An 18,958-nucleotide genomic window follows, 5' to 3' on the forward strand; every position below is an offset into this window, starting at 1 on the left:
ATGAGAATATTAATTGCGTGTGTTTTGAGCCTAATTTGTATTTCGACGGCCAGTGTTGCGGCGTTACAAACGGGAAAAACAGTCACGGTTCCACATCATAAATCTACGCATGTCGTGCTGTCGGGAAAAGCGGCGAAGGTTTCTCTTGGTGATCCTGAAGTTTTAGATATTGTAATTTTAAAATCAAATGAAGTGTTTTTAATTGGTAAAAAATTAGGTGCGACAAACCTAATGGCTTGGGACTCTCGAGGTCGGTTGATTGAGTCTATTAACATTGAGGTTACTCATGATCTTAATAGTTTAAAGGCGAAGTTATATGAGTTCCTTCCTGATGAAACTATCGAAGTACATAGTGCGCAAAACCGTTTGTTGCTGAGCGGTCAGGTGAGCAACCAACAGCAGATGAATGTCGCGATGAGAATTGCAGAAACTTACTCCTCCGGGCAAACCGCAGATGAGTCAAAAGAGAGTGGTAGTGAGCAAGCTGCGGCGACTGGGGTCATCAACTTAATGTCGATTGGTGGTGCTCAGCAAGTCATGCTAGAGGTCACTGTCGCTGAAGTGCAAAGAAGCTTAGTTCGAAAATTCGATGCTAACTTCCATTTCTTCCAAACCAGTGGTTCTGATTTTTCATGGGGAGCGTCTTCTGTGCCTGCTGGTGTATTGGGTGCAACGCCGATTTTTGATATTCCCACCTCAACAGATTATGGGATTTTAGGTTCTTTTATCGATAGCAATACATTGTTTACCTTTGCTTTGGATGTTGCAAAGCAGAATGGTGTAGCCAAAGTTTTGGCTGAGCCGAATCTAACCGCGTTAAGTGGTTCAAAAGCTGAATTTTTAGCGGGCGGTGAGTTCCCAATCCCTGTGCCTGATGAAGACGGCATCACCATTGAATATAAAGAATATGGTGTAGGGCTGAAATTCATCCCAACGGTTCTTAGTGATAAAAAAATCAACCTGAACTTGGCTGTTGATGTGAGTGAAATTGCGAATAGTAGCTCGCTAACGATTGATCCTGGTACTACCAACGCGACTTACTTCATTCCACCTATTACGCGTCGTAGTGCATCTTCAACTCTTGAGTTAGCAGATGGCCAGACTATCGGTATTGCAGGTTTACTGAGTGAGAATGTGAGAGATATCAGCAACAAGATGCCAGGCTTTGGTGATGTGCCGATTTTAGGGCAGCTTTTCAACAGCCAAGAGTATGTATCTGGCGAAACCGAACTGGTTATTCTTGTGACTCCAAGGCTTGCCAAGCCAATCGACCGCACGAAAGTGACATTACCAACAGATGCTTTCGTCGACCCTAATGACTTGGAATATTATTTGTTAGGCCGAAGCGCTTACATTGCTGAACCGTCTGAATCCACTTCAGAGCAATCTCAATCAGCACAGGCCGTATCGCCAACCGACGGCGGTAGTGAAGGCTCATTTGGTCATGATTTATAAGGAGATAGATATGATTAGAATAATGATGGTCTTTCTCGTGATGGTGCTAGTTGGCTGTGCTAATGATGCCCGTTTGGGACATTCAGTAGCACTAGTGAAAACAGAACAAACATATAACCCTAATGCGACCCAAGAGAATCTACTCGAAGTACCGGACGGTACAGGGGAGCGGATGCAGGCTGGTTACGACCGATATGTTGGCAGAGGTGAAAATGATCTGTCCGGAAGCAGTAGTAGCCAGATCCTAGAAGAGTTTAACTAAATCTGGAGGTACTCACATGTTGTATCGAGTATCACAAAGCCCCAAAAAGCAACAAGGCTTAGTCGTAGTCATGATTACAGCCGCTTTGTTGGTTTTTTTAGCTGTCTCAGCGTTAGCTGTAGATATCAACCATATGGTTGTGAACAAAACACGGTTACAAAATGCGGTAGATTCAGCTGCTTTAGCTGCCGCAACTATTTTGGATAATAGTAAGGATAAAGATGCAGTAGATGCCGAGGTTGGCACTGCATTAAATGCCATGGCTGGCTCGACGGGAAACCACGAGTTTGATTTTTCAACCGCTTCAATCAGTATCGATTACTCTAATGATCCTCAAGACTTTACGGGCACGGCTACTTTTGGCATCGACGATGATGTTTATGTGCGTGTTCGAGTAGATTCATTGGGTATGAGTGAATTCTTTATTCAATTATTTGGCCTTGATAAAGAGGTATCTGCTAGTGCTGTTGCGGGCCCCAGTTCAGGGCAAGAAGTTGTAAATAACGTTGTACCAATAGGTGTATGTATTGGTGATGGGACATCTGACAATGATATAGATCCTGAAGATGGCTTTCATGATGTAACTGGTGAAGAAATAACGAATGTTTTTGGCTATGAAGTCGGTACCGTTCATGCTTTGAAAGTTGGAGATAACAAACTATCTGAAATGGGTAATGGAAATTACCACCTATTGGACTTTGGCTCTGGTGGTAAAACGGTAAAAGAAGGTCTAGGGGGGGACTATAGTTATCCTGTTGCAATAGGTGACGATATAACCACCAAACCAGGAGGAACGGTTGGTCCTACCGGTGATGGCTTAAATACTCGATTTGGTGATTATGGTGGAGGATTATCGGCATCAGATTACCCCACTGATTATGTAACGACTGAGCCTACTAATGAGATTACGATCGATGCTAGTACGGGAGATATCGATTTTGACGGCAGTTATACCTATGCTCAATATGAATCAGCGACTAACACATGCATAGCTAATAATGGTTCTGGGTGTGCGGCTAATGGTGTTGCTTGGCGTCGTATATTACCTATACCTATGGTGGATTGTTCAGGTAAAAGTGGCGGTGCGACTGAATTTACGGTGAACAAAATTGGTTGTTTCTTCTTGCTACAAAAAGCGCCGACCAATAACTCAGGAACGCCTGCAGTTTTTGGTGAATTTATACACTCTTGTAGCGTAGCTAGCGGATCTGGCAGTACTAACTCGACTACGGAAGGGACATACAAAATCGTATTGTATAAGGACCCAGATAGTGGGGAGTCGTAACCATGAAACTATTCAATAAATTACAGGGTGGTTTTGCAGCCATTGAGGTGGTTATAGCGACCCCGGTATTACTGTTCTTTCTGATATTGGTGCTGGAATTTGGCAATATTTTAGTCCATTACAATGTGATATCTAAATCTGTGCAAAACGGTGCTCGTTACGCAGTTAGTGAAGTCTATGGAACGATCGGTGGAACTATTGCGCCGACTTCCGAAATTCAAAATGTGGTGGTTTACGGACAGAATAGTGTAGGGACTGCGGTGTTATCTTCATTGACGACTGCAGATGTTACCGTTACGCCACCGTCAGGAGATAGTTATGTACGGGTAAGTGTTACCTATGATTATGTTCCACATTTCTTGTCTATTCCCTTTTCCTCGGAGAGTTTTTCGATTCCGTTAAGCGTCACTTCGGTTATGAGGGTGCTGTGATGAGAAAGTCAAAAAGGTGTATTGAAGGGCTTGCTATCATAGAGTTCACATTAGTGTCATGGCTGATTTTTCTCTTGATTTTTATAATCTTGGCATTGGGTGCCTATATGTTTTCGTTGCAGATGGTAAGTGAAGCCACGAGGAAAGCAGCAAGGTTAGCAACGGTTTGCTATGTAGCAGATAGAGATAATATTGCCGCAATGGTTGTGGGAGATATTCCTCTTGTAGGATTTACCGCTGCCAATTTAGAAGTTGCTTATTTAGATATTGATGGGAATGAAATTACGTCAGGTTACGACACTGATCCAGTATTTAGTACCATTAAATTTGTAAGGGCGAGTGCAACTGGATATGGCGTTCAGTTAATCGGAGATTTGAGTTTTTTTGGTACTAGTGGGTATCTTACAGCTCCTTCGTTCGAAACTATTTTGCCAGCTGAGAGTTTAGGAGTTGTTAGAGCTGATTCCGAAACAAGGAATAGATGTCCATGAGTTATTTTATACAGGAGTTGTAGCATGGGGGAAGCAATTAAAATAACGCCAAATGAGAGTGATATTGTGCGTTTGAAAACAAACCTTAAGGTCTGGTTAATATACAGCTCAGAAGGTTTTCTTTCACATATGAGTCTTGAATTAAAGAAATGTCGAAATGTACATGTTACATCATTTTCTCTCGCAGCAATGAGCGAGGAATACCTAAAAAATGCTGATGTTCCAGAGCTTATCTTTGTAGAAGCAAGTGGAAGTTGGGCACAAAAAATGGTGGAGTTACAGGGGTATGATTTATCGCTCGAGGATAAGGATTTATCTTTAGTTGTACTCGGGGACGAAAGTGATAACGGGTCATTAAAAATTGCGCTTCGCTTAGGAGCCTCAGATTTCTTATCTCATAATGTCACTATTTCAGACTTACTCCCTTTGCTTAAGAAAACGGCTTCCGAAAAGCTTGAAAACTCCAGTTATGGAGAATTTATCTTGTTTTTGAACACCAAGGGAGGGATGGGAGCAACCACTTTAGCGTTAAATACCGCTATTGAGATGGCTAATCAACACCCAAATGAAGTTCTCTTACTCGATATTGATCTCCAATTTGGAGTAATTCCTGATTACTTAAATATTATTCCCACCTACAGCGTTTCTGATGCAATAAATAGCGCGAATGACCTAGATGAAATCTCCTTAGGTACTTTGGTCAATAAACATGAATCTGGTCTTCATGTTCTAAGCTTTAAACATGAAAACAATGCTGATGATTTCGAGCAGGCACAAAAAATAGGCAGACTGCTGCCTATATTGCGCCGTTTTTACCCTTATGTGGTGATCGACCTATCTAGAGGGTTAGATCATGTATTTGCATCTGCTATATCACCTGCAACGAAAGTGCTTCTGGTTTTACAGCAGAGTTTAGTGTCAGTAAAAAACACAAGTAGATTAATTAAGTCTCTGAAGTTTGAGTACGGCTTACAAAGCGACGCAATAGAGGTAATCCTTAACCGTTACGAAAAACGACATTCTATAAAGTTAAAAGACATTGAGCAGGCGGTGGGCAATCACGACATCCACCTGATGCCTAATGATTTTAAAGTGGCACTAGAGAGTGCCAATTTGGGGCAACCGTTAGTTCAGTCGAGAAAGAAAAGCTCAATTACTCGTTCTATCATCGATTTGTCTCACGTTCTTTCACCACCAGAGCAAGAAGAAAAAGGCTGGTTGAAAAAGTGGTTTTCATAACGGGTAGATGAATAGTGAACACGAGGGATTGTGATGTTCTTTAAACGAAAAAATGTAAATCCAGAGTTTGAAAAAAGAGTAGAACAGATTTCGCATGACTCAGAAGATACCAACCCTGTTGAGCGTTTATCCAGTGTTGATACGTCTAGTCAATCTCGCAGTTCTGAAGCGAATGTAGAAAAGGAAAAGGCGATTGATGAAGCTCGAAAAGTGTTAGAGCAAGAGTTATCAATCAAACACTTTTTTCATAAGCAACTGCTTGAGACCCTAGATTTAGGATTACTCTCAAGTTTGGAAAAAGAGCGGGCTAAGGTTGACTTGCATGAAGCCGTTTTACAGTTGATGGCTGACGATGGTAGTCATGCGCTGAGTGCTGAAGGGCGAAAGCGGGTTATAAAGCAGATAGAAGATGAGGTGTTTGGTCTTGGGCCGTTGGAGCCTTTACTCGCTGACCAAACCGTTTCAGATATCTTGGTCAACGGTCCTAAAAGCGTTTATGTCGAGCGAAGAGGTAAACTTGAAAAGACGCCGTATACTTTTCTTGATGATCGCCACTTAAGAAATATCATTGACCGTATCGTAAGCCAGGTTGGTCGCCGAATCGATGAAGCATCACCTATGGTAGATGCGCGCTTGGTTGATGGCTCACGTGTGAACGCTATTATCCCTCCTCTCGCACTTGATGGCCCTTCTGTTTCTATCCGCCGTTTTGCTGTGGATCGCTTAACGATGGATAACCTTATTGACTACAATTCAGTTTCACCCCAAATGGCTAAGTTTGTTGAAGCTGCAGTAAAAGGCGAGCTCAATATATTGATTTCAGGTGGTACAGGTTCAGGAAAAACCACCACGTTAAACATATTCTCTGGCTTTATTCCACGTGATCAACGAATAATTACCATTGAGGATTCTGCGGAGCTTCAACTTCAACAACCTCATGTTATTCGATTGGAAACTCGCCCAGCAAACCTTGAAGGTAAAGGCGAAATCAACCAGCGAGAACTCGTAAAAAATACCCTGCGTATGCGCCCCGACCGAATCGTGGTTGGTGAGGTTCGTGGTAGCGAAGCGGTTGATATGCTGGCTGCGATGAACACGGGCCATGATGGATCTCTTGCTACTATTCACGCGAATACCCCCCGTGATGCTTTGAGCCGTGTCGAAAACATGTTCTCGATGGCTGGGTGGAACATATCAACCAAAAACTTACGAGCTCAAATAGCTTCGGCTATCCACCTCGTCGTACAGATGGAACGACAAGAAGATGGTAAGCGTCGTATGGTGAGCATCCAAGAGATCAATGGTATGGAAGGTGAGGTGATTACGATGTCGGAAATTTTCCGTTTCCAACGTCAAGGTATTGATGAAGATGGCAATATTATCGGCTATTACACAGCAACGGGGGTAGTTCCTCAATATCATGACCAGTTAGTCAAACGTGGACTCGACCTGCCTTTCGAGCTCTTTACTGAGACTCACGGTTAAGGAGAGGTTATGGATAATGTAAGCGTTTCATTAGGTCTGTTATTCATTGCGGTGCTTTTTATCTCTCAAGCTTTGTTATTACCTGCTGCAGGGAAAAAAGCGAAGCATAAAGAGTTGTCTCGGCGTTTGAAGGAGGCGCAACGTAATATCGATGAAGAGAGTCTATCTTTATTAAAAGAACATTATAACAAAGAATTATCTCCTATAGACCGTAAGTTAATAGTTATTCCATACTTTGCTGGATTAAAAAAAATGTTGGAATTAGCTGGTTTTAAATTAGCATTGAGCCGGTTTTTACTTATTGTTTCTCTTTGTGGTGTCTTGCTCACATTGATATCAATAATGACCAATCAAGAATGGTTTATTAGTTTAGCAGCATTCATTTCTGTTTGGGTTATATCTTATCTGTATGTACAAAATCGAGTGGCTTATAGAATGGCTCGATTCGAAGAGCAACTTCCAGAGGCTTTAGATATTATCCGACGAGCACTGCAAGCAGGGCAACCGCTTGTTCAATCATTTAATGAAGTTGGTGAAGAACTTCCTGAACCTATCGGTGCTGAGTTTAAAAATACCTACAACTTACTTAATTACGGTTATGACTTACGTTTAGCTATTTTACAGATGGCAGAGCGAGTTCCCACCGTATCAATGTTGGCTTTTTCTAGTGCAGTAATGCTACAAAAAGAAACTGGGGGGAATCTATCAGAGAACCTGCAAAAGGTATCTGAAGTACTAAGAGCCCGCTTTAAGTTAGAAAGGAAAGTAAAAACGCTCTCTGCTGAAAGCCGTCTGTCAGCATGGATCTTAACCTTATCCCCTTTTGGTTTATTTTTTGCCTTAAAGGTAGCCAGTCCTGAATATATCGAGCCACTTTACAAAGATCCTCGCGGTCTATCGATGGTCAGTGTCGGTATTGTTCTCTTGGCGATCGGAGCCTTGTGGATTAAAAAGATCATCAGTATAGAGATTTAACTTATGGAATTATTAAATATTGAAGTCTGGAAGCAGATGTTAGCAGAGTTTGGGATCAGCTCTCAGGCTGTTATCTATGCGATGATTTTGCTCACTACTGTCTTATTAACATTGACTATTGGGTTCTTGTTTTTAGGTGCTAGATCTCCTTTAGATAAGAAGCTAAGACAAATATCTGAAGAGGGGAGTACTGGTGGTCGAAAACCTTATGATTTTTCTAATACGTTAGAATCATTAAGCCCCTTTATAAGTAAAGGTAATAAAAAGGACAATGAAACTTACTCAGAAAAGCTGATGCATGCTGGGTTCCATGAGAAGAGCTCGTTATCAGTTTTCTACGCGTTGAAGGTTTTATCTAGTTTAATAGGCATCGTCGCTGCTTTTATGGTCTATTACATATCGTTGGGTGGAGATTACAATAATTTACTCATCATGACTTGTGTTTTTCTCGGAACATTTACGCCAAATATTATTCTGAACAAGTTACAAAAAGAGCGTCAGAAAAAAATAAGAAATGGTGTCCCTGATGCGCTTGATCTTCTTGTTGTGTGTACCGAGTCTGGGCTTGGTTTTAATGCAGCCCTTGGACGTGTCGCATCTGAGATCTATGTCTCTCAGCCGGAACTTGCGGATGAACTAGAGACTGTGTTTGCTAAAATCCAAGCGGGTGTCACTATGCCTGATGCGCTTAGACAGCTTATCGAGCGAACCGGTTTAGTCGAATTGGAAGGGTTGGTTTCTTTGCTTTCTCATGCATCGAGAATGGGCGGTAGCTTAGCGCAAACGCTTCGTGATTATACTGAAGACTTTAGAGATAAACGTCAGCAAGCCGCTGAAGAAATTGCGGCGAAAATACCGACCAAAATGTTATTTCCTATGCTGATTTTTATTTGGCCTTGTTTTTTCATTGTTGCACTTGGCCCAGGACTACTTATCGTAATGGACGCATTGAGTGCGCCGGGAGCAAGTTTATGATGTTATACAATAAGTTCCTTCTACTTTTCCTACCAATACTACTACTCGGTTGTGCATCATCTGATGAGCCAACGAATCAATTTGATGCAGAACTGTATTCCGGTAAACCGATAGATACGTTAACGAATGATGACCCTCCTTTGAGTGAGAAAGAAGCGATCATGCGTGGTGATGTAGCATTAAGGGACAACAACATCGATCTAGCCTTGTATGAATACATCCGCTCTCTGTCTTTTCCTGAGCAAGAGTTTCACGACAAAACGCTGTTTACTATAGGTAAAATCCATTCATCTCGTGGCAACTCGGCGCTTGCCGAGAAAGCGTATTTGGCGGCCTTAGATTTCAATCCAGCACATACCGAGGTACTGGAGGAATTAGGCGTTTTGTATACGAAGCAGCGACGAACGGATGAAGGTCGAAGTTATTTCTTTAAAGCGATTAATGCCGACCAAGTTCGTTTGAAAAGCAGTGAAACGATTAAAAACCACCAAGCGTTAAGCCAAAGTGAAGTCGCTAGCTTGAAGGTTGACAGTATGTCTCCTGCATCAGCATATATGGGAATTGGTGTGTTGGAAGATGTCGACGGAAAGCATCAGATAGCTCAAGAGTACTTCAAAAAGTCACTGCAGATAGACAAAAACTCATTCAAAGCTCTGTTGAATATGGGCTACTCCCATTACATGTACGGCAATTACAAGGAAGCGTATCAGTACACGCGTTCAGCTCTAGAGTTAGAGCCAAATAGTGAGAAGGCCCAAAACAATCTAGCCCTCATTTATCTGGCTTCCGGTGATGTTAAGAAAGCCACTAATATGTTTATGCGACATATGGATACGCCTGAAGCGTTGAATAATGTAGGGTATTTCCTAATATTACAAGGTAAGCCGGATGAAGCCGTTCCTTACCTTCAGCAAGCAATAGACAAGAAACCATCGTATTACAGAGTTGCGAACGAAAACTTAAACAGAGCACTAGCGGAAGTGAGAGAGATGGAGCAATAGTCGTTTAAATTTTGGCTCAGTGAAAAGGATATTCATGTCGCCTAAAAGTGAGAGTTTTAATAAAGATATCATTGTTATCTCTGTCATTTGGCTAGTTTGTGCCACAGTGATCTTTATTTACAAGTGGGAGAGTGTTTCAGCTCTTAACCTGAATGATAATGACGACTATATGCGTTTCGTTCAATTTCAGGATTGGATGGCAACTGGACATTGGTACCTAGAGCCAATGAATAATTTTAATGCCGCTGATGGCATTGTTATTCATTGGTCTCGCTTTCCTGATTTAATCTTATCGCTCGTAGCTTTTCCATTGTTGTTTATCGTCGATGATAATCTTGCTTATACAATATCCATTTCTCTTGTCCCTCTGCTTTACTTGCTACTTTTTTCGCTGTCATGCTTTTACCTAGCTGACCACCTCTTCGGTGCCAAGTATCGCTTTATTAGTATGATGTTTGCGATTTCTTCGCCTTCAATTATCCATTTTTTACCCGGTTCTATTGATCATCATAATATTCAGCTGGTCTTCGCGGTCCTATTTCTAGCTTTAACGCCATTGAATCATGAGCAGTTGCGCCATGCGTGGCGTGTGTATGCGCAATCTATCTTGCTGTCTCTATCTTTATGGACGGGGCTTGATAATGTTTTGCTATTCATGTTTTTTTTCGCGATTTACACCGTGTATTACGGTCTTGTTCGCCATGAGTGGTTTGGCTATATCTCTAAGTTGTATGCGAGTTCCGCTCTGTTTGGGATTTGTGCGGTTTTATTAAATCGGCCTTACGATGAGTTTTTCGTTTTTAAGTACGACGAAATATCATTTGTTCTCATCATCCTTTTCTTCTGTGGCTGGCTTTTCGTTAATGTTTATCATCGGTTTATGAATGAAGATAACAGTCTACTGCAAAAGGTTTTTCTGTTCGTATTTCTAGCTGTTCTATTTTTAATCCCAGTGGCAGTGCTTTATCCATCACTCAGCAGTGCGTTGTTAATTGATTACCCTCCAATACTTAAAGTCTATTGGTTAGACCAAGTGACGGAAGCGAAATCGGTCGTTAGATATGTCGCAAGTCATGGTTTTTTCTCGATAGAGAATTACGCTTTGCTCGTGATTCCTGCCACTTTGTATCCACTTTTTAAGCGTAAAAATCACCACTGCGCAATTTTGTATCTCATCTTTATGTTCAATTTAGCCCTTGCGATCTTTTGGCAGATTAGAGTCATGAGGTTGTGTTTTGTGCTAGCGGCTCCCCTCCAAGCATACGTGATTCTTCAGTTAGCAGATTACATCCGTTCCTCCATCATAAAAGCAGCGGTTATTACTTCTGGAGCACCACTAGCGGTCGCCTTTGTCATTCTCGCGTTGTCGCCAACCGAAGAAATTACAACTACTCTTGATCAAAAGGAGCAATCTCTGAAGATTCATAAGGTGTTAAAAGATAACGATATAAATTCGCACACCATACTTTCAGGGATTGAAACGGGGGCTCCAGTGTTGGCAAAAACGGATAATCGAATTATTGCTGCTCCTTACCATCGAAATATTGTTGGGAACCAATTTCTTATTGAAGTAATGCTAGAGGAAGATCTGAGCTTAGCCGAACGGAAAATCATAGAGAAAAGCATCGATATCATTGTTATTGGCAATGATCCGCATTTGTTGATTTTAAAGGACTCGGCTAGCGAGGAGGCATTGATCAATAAGCTGTACAGCTCAGATACGCCAACTTGGTTAGATGTTGTGTACGACAATATTGAAAATGGGTACCGAGTGTTTCGAGTCAGGGAGAGCTCATGAAGAATCAAACCATAGCGGTGTTACTCCCGTGCTATAACGAAGCCGGAGCGGTTGGAAAAACGGTGGCTGACTTTCAACGTGCACTACCAAGTGCGACGGTTTATGTGTACGACAATAACTCTACTGATGGCACGGTCGAAGAGGCGCTGCAAGCTGGTGCTGTTGTTCGCCATGAGTATCGTCAGGGCAAAGGTGAAGTTGTGCGACGGATGTTCTCAGATATTGATGCTGATATTTATATTATGGCTGATGGTGATGATACCTACGACGCCTCCATTTGCCCTACACTGATTGAACAACTGGTTACTGAACAGCTCGATATGATCATTGGCAGTCGAGAGCGCTCTTCCGAGGCTTATCCTGCAGGACATATTTTGGGTAATAAGATGTTTTCGACTCTGATAAATAAAGGGTTCAATGCTCAATTGAATGACGTTTTCTCTGGCTATCGAGTGATGAGTCGCCGGTTTGTAAAAACGGTCCCTATTTTCAGTGACGGCTTTCAAATTGAGACGGAACTAACCGTGCATGCATTGCACCACAATATGTCGATCAAAGAAGTACCCACTCATTATCACTCAAGGCCTGAAGGCACGGCGAGTAAGCTGAATACATTGAGTGATGGGATCAAAATCCTCAACTTTATTTTGTTCCTGCTACGAGACGTAAAGCCGATGTTTTTTTTCGGTGTGTTGTCAGTGTTGCTTTGTTTTATTTCATTAGGATTAGGGATTCCCGTTATTATCGATTTTATTGATACCGGGCTCGTTGAAAGAGTCCCAACAGCTATTCTGTCTAGTTCAATTGCACTTATCGCGGTGATGTCTTTCTTTTGCGGCTTGATACTCGACAACGTGTCGCGCGGCAGACGAGAGATGAGGATCCTTTCAATATTAAGAAGTCACGATCACAAGCCATCTCAATAGGATTCAGGAATGAGAATAAACAAGGATGAAGACAAGGAGTGGCTCGATTATTTGTCCCGTTTCAGTGATGAATATGACGAGCGAGTCTACGAAAGCAGTACAACAGGCTATGTGATGAGGGCGGGTCATATAGCGTGTGAGAAGCCTTTCAGTAACAGAGATCATTTCTCGAAGGTGCTAGAAGTGGGTTCAGGAACGGGTGAACACTTGAGACATGTTCAGCATAGTTTTGACGAGTATACGGTCAGTGATGGCGATTCTGCCGCACTTGAAGTGGCAAAAAGGCAACTCAGTAACACCAGTACTTATGACAAGCTCGTTTTTAATGTAACGAATGCACGAGCGTTAGACTTTGAAAGCAACTGCTTTGATCGTGTTATTGCGACACATATATTGGAACACCTTTATGAGCCTCATCTTGTGATTAAAGAATGGCTTAGGGTATTAAAGCCGGGCGGCACTTTGTCCATTTTGATTCCTACAGACCCAGGTATTGCATGGAAGGTTGGTCGTTATATGACGACAAGAAAACTTGGAGTGAAAAAGGGGTGGAACTACGATTACATTATGGCGAGAGAACATGTTAATCCCTGCAATAATTTGATCGCCTTTTTAAAGTACTATCTCCCTGATAATAAACACTCTTTTTGGCCGTTAAGCCCAATCCCGCTAATTGATTGCAATTTGTTTTTTAACTTCCATGGAATCAAGCCTGCTAGTTAAAGGTTCGACGGCTCCTATCGTTCAGTCGTAAGCAAGAAGTTAGGTATTCACTAACTTCTTGCTTCGGTTAGATCTTTAGTTAACAAAGCCAGTAAGAGCGCCGAATAGCATAAACATGCCGACAAGCCCTACGATTGGCATCTTGACCGTTTTCAGTAGCCACACACCTATGATGATCAGAGCGAAGTCTAAACCGCCACTCACCGCACTTGTGAAGATTGGCTGATACAGAGCCGCAAGTAGTAACCCGACTACCGCTGCATTCACACCGGTAAGTGCACCAGCAACTAATGGTTTGCTTGCAATCGCCTGCCAGTTTTTCAATATACCGAGTAGCAATAAGAAGCCCGGTAAGAACACAGCAATCGTTGCGAGTAGTGCGCCTGTGATCGGTGCCGATGGCATCAATACATAACCTAAGTAAGTCGCAAGTGTAAACATAGGCCCTGGTACTGCCTGTGCTGCTGCATAACCTGTTAGGAAGGCATCTTGAGACAGTTGGTCACCAATACCATTTTGTAGCAACGGAAGTACCACGTGGCCGCCACCGAATACTAAGCTACCTGCTTGGTAGAACAGGCCAAACACTTCAATACCTTGAGAGTAAGCACTGAATAGAGGCAGACCAACCAGCAAAGCAACAAAAATCACCAGAGGCGTTACCGATATTTTTTGCGTTGAAGGTATCGTTTTGAGCTCTTGAGACGTCAAGAACTTACTGCCAACCATTGCTGCAAATAGAAGCACTAAAACTTGAGGCCAGATGCCTGGAATCAGTAGTAGTACAATCGCGGTAATCACACATAAGGCGGTCGCTATCTTCGATTGGCAAAAGTTTTTGTACATACCAAAGGTTGCATCAGCTACAACCACTACCGCTAATAACTTAAGCCCGTGAATGATTGAATTGAAAAGTGGATCTTCCAATAGCTGGTTGCTGACTAACGCCAATATCAGCATCAGAATCACAGATGGGGAAGTGAAGCCGACAAATGCAGCAATAGCACCTGTTAATCCACCTTTCTTGTAGCCGACCGCAAAGCCAACCTGACTTGAACCTGGGCCCGGTAGAAATTGACTAAGAGCGACAATCTGCCCGTACTCTTCGTCGGACAACCAGTTCAGTTTCTCAACAAAGGTTTTACGGAAGTAGCCAATGTGTGCCGCTGGTCCACCGAAGCTAATCCAGCCAAGCCAGAAAAAGGTTTTAAAAATTGAAAGCATGATCGATTCCAGATAAATGTTTAGCGTAATTTAGGTGGAGTTGAACTATGATTCAAATTAATTGTTTTAATTATAATTATGAATGATATGGGATTGATTTGTGGCTGATTTTAACTGGAAAGGGGTCGACCTTAACTTGTTGATTGCACTGCAGGCTTTGTATAAAACGAATAGCGTGAGTAAGGCTGCTGAGCGTTGTTATGTCAGCCAATCTGCGATGAGCCATAGCTTACAAAGGCTACGAAAGTTGTTTGATGACCCTTTGTTTGAGCGTGTAGGTAGCAAGATGGAGGCGACCGACCGAGCCATTGAACTATCAAGTACCGTGGACGCGCTACTGAATACCATCCAGTCTGAAGTTCTGTTATCTAAATCGTTTGATGCAGAGACTTATAAAGGGACTTGGAAGATTGGTCTCACTGATTATGCCGAGCAGATGTTCGCTCCAATATTGTTTGACCTGATTAAGCAATCCTCTCCTTATTCTCAAGTAGCGTTGTTCAATGTAAACCTGAGTAACTACCAGCAAGTCTTTGACGATGCCAAGCTTGATATGACGATAGGCAGCTTTGGTGAGGTACCAAAGCAATATCGAACAAAGCATTTGTATACGGAGCAACATGTTTGTTTACTTGATCAATCGGTTCTATCTATTGAGGAGCCGATGTCGCTAGAACAATTTGTTGCTGTCGAGCACGCGCTTGTTTCCCCTGCAGGGGCTTTAAAGACGGGAGTGGACACTCGTTTAGGTGAACTCGGCTTAAGCCGGAAAGTCGCGATATCTTCCAGTAACTTTTTAACTGTTAAACGACTCATTCGTGGCAGAGAACTATTGTGTATTGTCCCCAAGCTAGTCGCGCGCAAGGATATTGATAGTGAAGAAACCTTACTAGCTGTGAAGCCACCTATTGATGTTCCAGATTTTGATATCCAGCTTGTTTATAGAAAGGCAAAGCATTTAGATGATAAAAATAAACTACTTAGAAAGTTGATTACTAATGCGATCTCATCTGTGATTTCCGAATAGTTTATTGTGTCGGTTAATCGTCAAATTCATATGAATTAATTTTAGAAAAATCCGGTTTATTATAAGAACCCGACTATACTTAATTTACGACTCAAGGCAGTCGTAAAGAATAGGCTTTTTGATTTACCTAAGTAAAAAAATTGGTTATATCCTCATGATATAGCTTAAAAAACTACCAGGCTAAACGGACTTAGTTGGTCTTAAAGCGCTAGCTCCCCCTAGCGCTTTTTCTTTTATGTCGATTCTGGCAAAAGGGTCTGAATTCTTTTCAGCAGTTGCTCGATCTCTTGTTTTTCATAGTGAGCCGTCACCTTAGGTTGGCTGCTTTCTCTTGGGAGTAATGCAGTTTCGATATGGTGCTGCAGTAAAGCATCTTGTGAGTTAGCGTTGAGCTTCTCTGCAAGTACCACAGCTTGTCGACCAATCGTGGTGAAGTCTTGTTTGATGGTGGTCAGTGGTGGATTAAAAAACGCACTGTCCTCGATGCCATCAAAGCCGACGACCGCAACCTTGTCAGGGACTGGAATCTGCAGTTCTTGCAGTGCGCGTAAAACCCCTAATGCCATTTGATCACTGGCGACCAACACAGCATCAAATGGGATTTGTTTCGCAACGGCGTCTCGAATGCCAAGGTAGCCACTTTCCGCTTGCCAGTTTCCTTGATGTTGAAACTGTACCTGACAGTTTGCATCTGATAGCACACCCAACCAACTCTGAAGACGGATTTGTGAGGCACTGGATTCGTTAGGCCCGCTGATCAACAAGTATTCAGAGCGACCATTTTCAATAAGATGCTGAGCCGCCAGCTTTGCGCCCTCGGCGTGATCGCCGCATATATAGTTAACTTGGCTGTTAGAAGGGACATCAATGAAGATGAGGTTCAAGTGTTGATATTGTTCTACCAGCAATTCGGCGTCTGCACTCTTTAAAGGCACATTGAGAATGATGCTGTCGACCTGTTGAGCCATCAGTTCACGAATAGCCTCACGGGTGTTCGCGAGATTAGGCTCGGAAACAACAGAGAAAGCGACGCCATAACCCATATCATGAGCCTGCATTCGCACGCCATTGGCGATCATTGCTGCGCCATGCAGTGCCATATCGAGCGTGACTAAACCAACGCTGGTGGACTTGGCTCGACTGAGCATTTGAGCACCTTTATTGGGTACATAACCCAGTTGCTTTATGGCGGCGTTAACCTTGTTGCGGGTGGATTCCGCGACGTCTTGTGAGCCATTGGTTACTCGAGATACTGTCTGGGTAGATACCCCTGCCAGTTTTGCTACGTCTTTGAAGGTGATACTCATCGCTCTGCTCATCGAATATTTTAGAGTGAAATAATCCTACCGAAATTTACCAAACTAAACTCTGCTCACTCTCAAATAAATGTCTTTTAAAACATTAAAAATGTTTCCGGAAACAGTCGATCTTGTGCAAATTTTTCGAATATTAAAGCCAATTTACATCACGATTTTGTGGGTTTTGGATACTAATCTGGCGTGATGGGTTCACTATTATTTCTATATTATGTTTACGAAAACAATAGAGATTAGTAATGAACGAATTTATTCACTTAAAGAGTAAAAACCATAGTTTGATCATTAAATCAGGGCGTGTTCCAGAGGTTTTGCATTGGGGGGCAAAGATCGCAAGTATTGATGAAGATCTTCTGCTTTCGACAGAAAGACCGATTTCTCAAGCTCGACTTGATGTGGATGTGCCACTTTCTCTTTGCCCTGAGTTAGGCAGTGGACACTTTAACGCTCCAGGCATTGAAGGTCACAGAGAAGGGAGTGATTGGGCTCCTGTCTTTAAGACCGTTCGTTACGATGCTCAAGATCAAGAGGCGTGTTTTTTCCTTGAAGACAAGGTTGCTCAACTGAACCTTAAGGTAGAGATTAAGCTGGATTTCGAATCTGACGTCGTCCAAAAGCGTGTAACCGTCACCAATAAAGGCAGCAATAAATACTACTTGAACAAGCTTTCTTCAACGCTGCCATTGCCGAATCATGCTAACGAGCTTATGACGTTCCATGGCCGTTGGTGTCATGAGTTCCAAACGCAACGTCAGCGTTTTGAACACGGCGGCTTCATGCAAGAGAACCGTCGCGGTCGTACTTCACATGAAAACTTCCCTGGCATGTTTGCAGGCACTCAAGGGTTCTCAGAGCAGAACGGCTTGGTGTGGGGCTTCCATTTAGGTTGGAGTGGTAACCACCAAATGCGCGCTGATGTACGTAGTGATGGCCGCCGCTTTGTACAAGCGGGAGAGTTATTGCTAGCGGGTGAATCGATTCTAGAACCAGAGGCAACTTACCAGACACCTTGGCTCTATGGCTGTTACAGCAATTCTGGTTTGAACGGTATTGCTCAACGTTTTCAGCAGTTTGTTCGTGACAACATTATTCAATTCCCTACCGATAAACCTCGCCCAGTGCACTTGAATACTTGGGAGGGTATCTACTTCGACCATAAACCGGAATACATTATGCGGATGGCAACGGAAGCCAGCGCGATGGGTGTTGAACGATTCATTATTGATGATGGTTGGTTTATTGGTCGTGATGGTGAACGAACGGCATTAGGCGATTGGTACCTCGATGAAGTGAAATACCCAAATGGCTTAGAACCTGTGATTGAACACGTTAACCAACAGGGGATGGAGTTCGGGTTGTGGGTTGAACCTGAGATGGTCAGCCAAGACTCAAACCTATACCGTAACCACCCTGATTGGGTGCTTGGTTTGCAAGGTTATCATCAACCCTCTGGTCGTTGGCAGTATGTTTTAGACTTGCAGAATGAAGCGTGTTTTGACTACTTGTTCTCTCGCCTTGATACGCTTCTGACTACGTACAATATCGGTTACTTTAAGTGGGATATGAACCGTGAATTAGTTCAGCCGGGCCACCAAGGTAAGGCGGCGGTGCATGGTCAAACTCAAGCCTTGTATCGTCTCGTTGATCAACTGAATCAAGCACACCCTAAGGTCGAGATTGAATCTTGCTCATCAGGCGGTGGTCGCATTGATTTTGAAATCCTTAAAAGAACACATCGATTCTGGGCATCCGATTGTAACGATGCATTGGAACGACAAGCCATTCAAAAAGGCATGAGCTACTTCTTCCCACCAGAAGTTATGGGTGCGCACATTGGCCCTGCTGAGTGCCATTCAACCAATCGTCGTCACAGTATCAATATGCGTGGTGTCACCGCTTTGATGGGGCACATGGGCGTTGAACTTGACCCGGTTAAAGAGTCGCAACAAGAGAAGCAAGCTTTCTCTCACTACATCTCTCTGCATAAGCAGTTCCGCCATATTTTGCACTCAGGTCGTAGTTTCCGCATGGATCCCGCGGACAAAAACCAGAACATCTATGGGGTGCAGAATGATGATGAAATGCTGATCACCGTGTGTCAGTTGGCCATGCCTGAATACGCTCTGCCATCACCACTTCGTATTAGCTGCGTGGAAGACAGTGCGCTGTATCAAGTGAAGTTAGTGGAGATGCCACAAACCAGTTTCCAACTCATGAAGCAACGCCCTCAATGGTTAGATAAAACACTGACTTTAAGCGGCGATAACCTCAAAGAGATTGGATTGACCTTACCTATTCTCGACCCAGAGTCTGCCTTGATTGTGCATCTAAAAAAGATGTGAATC

17 protein-coding genes are annotated in these 18,958 nt (G+C 42.9%); 15 read left to right on the top strand and 2 right to left on the bottom strand.

The window, feature by feature from the left end; all coding sequences use genetic code 11:
- From AB4384_RS00590 to AB4384_RS00650, 13 genes are read left to right on the top strand one after another with little or no spacing between them, the layout of a single operon-like run.
- Entirely contained in the window at positions 1–1,455 is a 1,455-nt protein-coding gene (locus tag AB4384_RS00590) for a type II and III secretion system protein family protein (protein ID WP_102319921.1), read from the top strand.
- Positions 1,445–1,717: a hypothetical protein gene (locus AB4384_RS00595; protein WP_061032538.1), complete on the top strand. Its 273-nt coding sequence runs from the start codon at positions 1,445–1,447 to the stop codon at positions 1,715–1,717. Before AB4384_RS00590 ends, AB4384_RS00595 begins: the two co-directional genes overlap by 11 nt.
- Positions 1,718–1,733: 16 nt before the next feature.
- Complete coding sequence (locus AB4384_RS00600) at positions 1,734–3,002, top strand: Tad domain-containing protein (protein WP_102319922.1); 1,269 nt, start codon at positions 1,734–1,736, stop codon at positions 3,000–3,002.
- A gap of 2 nt (positions 3,003–3,004) precedes the next feature.
- Positions 3,005–3,433, top strand: coding sequence for a TadE/TadG family type IV pilus assembly protein (locus tag AB4384_RS00605; RefSeq protein WP_050652461.1), 429 nt, complete (start codon positions 3,005–3,007; stop codon positions 3,431–3,433).
- Entirely contained in the window at positions 3,433–3,924 is a 492-nt protein-coding gene (locus AB4384_RS00610) for a TadE/TadG family type IV pilus assembly protein (RefSeq protein ID WP_102319923.1), read from the top strand. The genes AB4384_RS00605 and AB4384_RS00610 overlap by 1 nt, the downstream gene beginning before the upstream one ends.
- 24 nt (positions 3,925–3,948) lie before the next feature.
- Positions 3,949–5,163: an AAA family ATPase gene (locus AB4384_RS00615; protein ID WP_102319924.1), complete on the top strand. Its 1,215-nt coding sequence runs from the start codon at positions 3,949–3,951 to the stop codon at positions 5,161–5,163.
- A gap of 33 nt (positions 5,164–5,196) precedes the next feature.
- Positions 5,197–6,648 (top strand): CpaF family protein, encoded by a 1,452-nt coding sequence (locus AB4384_RS00620; RefSeq protein WP_372128697.1) that lies wholly within the window; start codon positions 5,197–5,199, stop codon positions 6,646–6,648.
- A 9-nt stretch (positions 6,649–6,657) separates the two neighbouring features.
- Complete coding sequence (locus AB4384_RS00625; protein WP_102319926.1) at positions 6,658–7,623, top strand: type II secretion system F family protein; 966 nt, start codon at positions 6,658–6,660, stop codon at positions 7,621–7,623.
- 3 nt (positions 7,624–7,626) lie between these two features.
- Complete coding sequence (locus AB4384_RS00630) at positions 7,627–8,598, top strand: type II secretion system F family protein (RefSeq protein ID WP_102319927.1); 972 nt, start codon at positions 7,627–7,629, stop codon at positions 8,596–8,598.
- On the top strand, positions 8,595–9,599 hold the full coding sequence (locus AB4384_RS00635) for a lipopolysaccharide assembly protein LapB (protein WP_102319928.1): 1,005 nt from the start codon (positions 8,595–8,597) through the stop codon (positions 9,597–9,599). Before AB4384_RS00630 ends, AB4384_RS00635 begins: the two co-directional genes overlap by 4 nt.
- Positions 9,600–9,633: 34 nt before the next feature.
- The gene (locus AB4384_RS00640) at positions 9,634–11,397 is read left to right on the top strand and encodes a hypothetical protein (RefSeq protein ID WP_102319929.1); all 1,764 of its coding nucleotides are present in this window, start codon (positions 9,634–9,636) and stop codon (positions 11,395–11,397) included.
- Complete coding sequence (locus AB4384_RS00645; protein WP_102319930.1) at positions 11,394–12,323, top strand: glycosyltransferase family 2 protein; 930 nt, start codon at positions 11,394–11,396, stop codon at positions 12,321–12,323. Before AB4384_RS00640 ends, AB4384_RS00645 begins: the two co-directional genes overlap by 4 nt.
- A gap of 9 nt (positions 12,324–12,332) precedes the next feature.
- Complete coding sequence (locus AB4384_RS00650; protein WP_102319931.1) at positions 12,333–13,046, top strand: class I SAM-dependent methyltransferase; 714 nt, start codon at positions 12,333–12,335, stop codon at positions 13,044–13,046.
- Positions 13,047–13,121: 75 nt separating this feature from the next.
- On the opposite strand, the gene chrA is transcribed toward AB4384_RS00650, so the two are convergent.
- Positions 13,122–14,270: a chromate efflux transporter gene (gene chrA, locus AB4384_RS00655; protein WP_372128699.1), complete on the bottom strand. Its 1,149-nt coding sequence runs from the start codon at positions 14,268–14,270 to the stop codon at positions 13,122–13,124.
- A gap of 100 nt (positions 14,271–14,370) precedes the next feature.
- Between chrA and AB4384_RS00660 the strand changes: the two genes are divergently transcribed.
- A complete protein-coding gene (locus AB4384_RS00660; RefSeq protein WP_102319933.1) occupies positions 14,371–15,297 on the top strand; it encodes a LysR family transcriptional regulator in 927 nt (308 codons plus the stop codon).
- 233 nt (positions 15,298–15,530) lie between these two features.
- Here the strand turns inward: AB4384_RS00660 and AB4384_RS00665 are convergent, their stop codons facing one another.
- Positions 15,531–16,604, bottom strand: a complete 1,074-nt coding sequence (locus AB4384_RS00665; protein ID WP_102398363.1) for a LacI family DNA-binding transcriptional regulator — start codon at positions 16,602–16,604, stop codon at positions 15,531–15,533.
- A 248-nt stretch (positions 16,605–16,852) separates the two neighbouring features.
- Here AB4384_RS00665 and AB4384_RS00670 point away from each other — a divergent pair, with 248 nt between their 5' ends.
- Positions 16,853–18,955: an alpha-galactosidase gene (locus tag AB4384_RS00670; RefSeq protein WP_372128701.1), complete on the top strand. Its 2,103-nt coding sequence runs from the start codon at positions 16,853–16,855 to the stop codon at positions 18,953–18,955.
- The last annotated feature ends 3 nt before the right edge of the window (positions 18,956–18,958 follow it).

Origin of the sequence: Vibrio sp. 10N.261.51.A4, assembly GCF_041471945.1 — a bacterium.
Lineage (GTDB): Bacteria > Pseudomonadota > Gammaproteobacteria > Enterobacterales > Vibrionaceae > Vibrio > Vibrio crassostreae_C.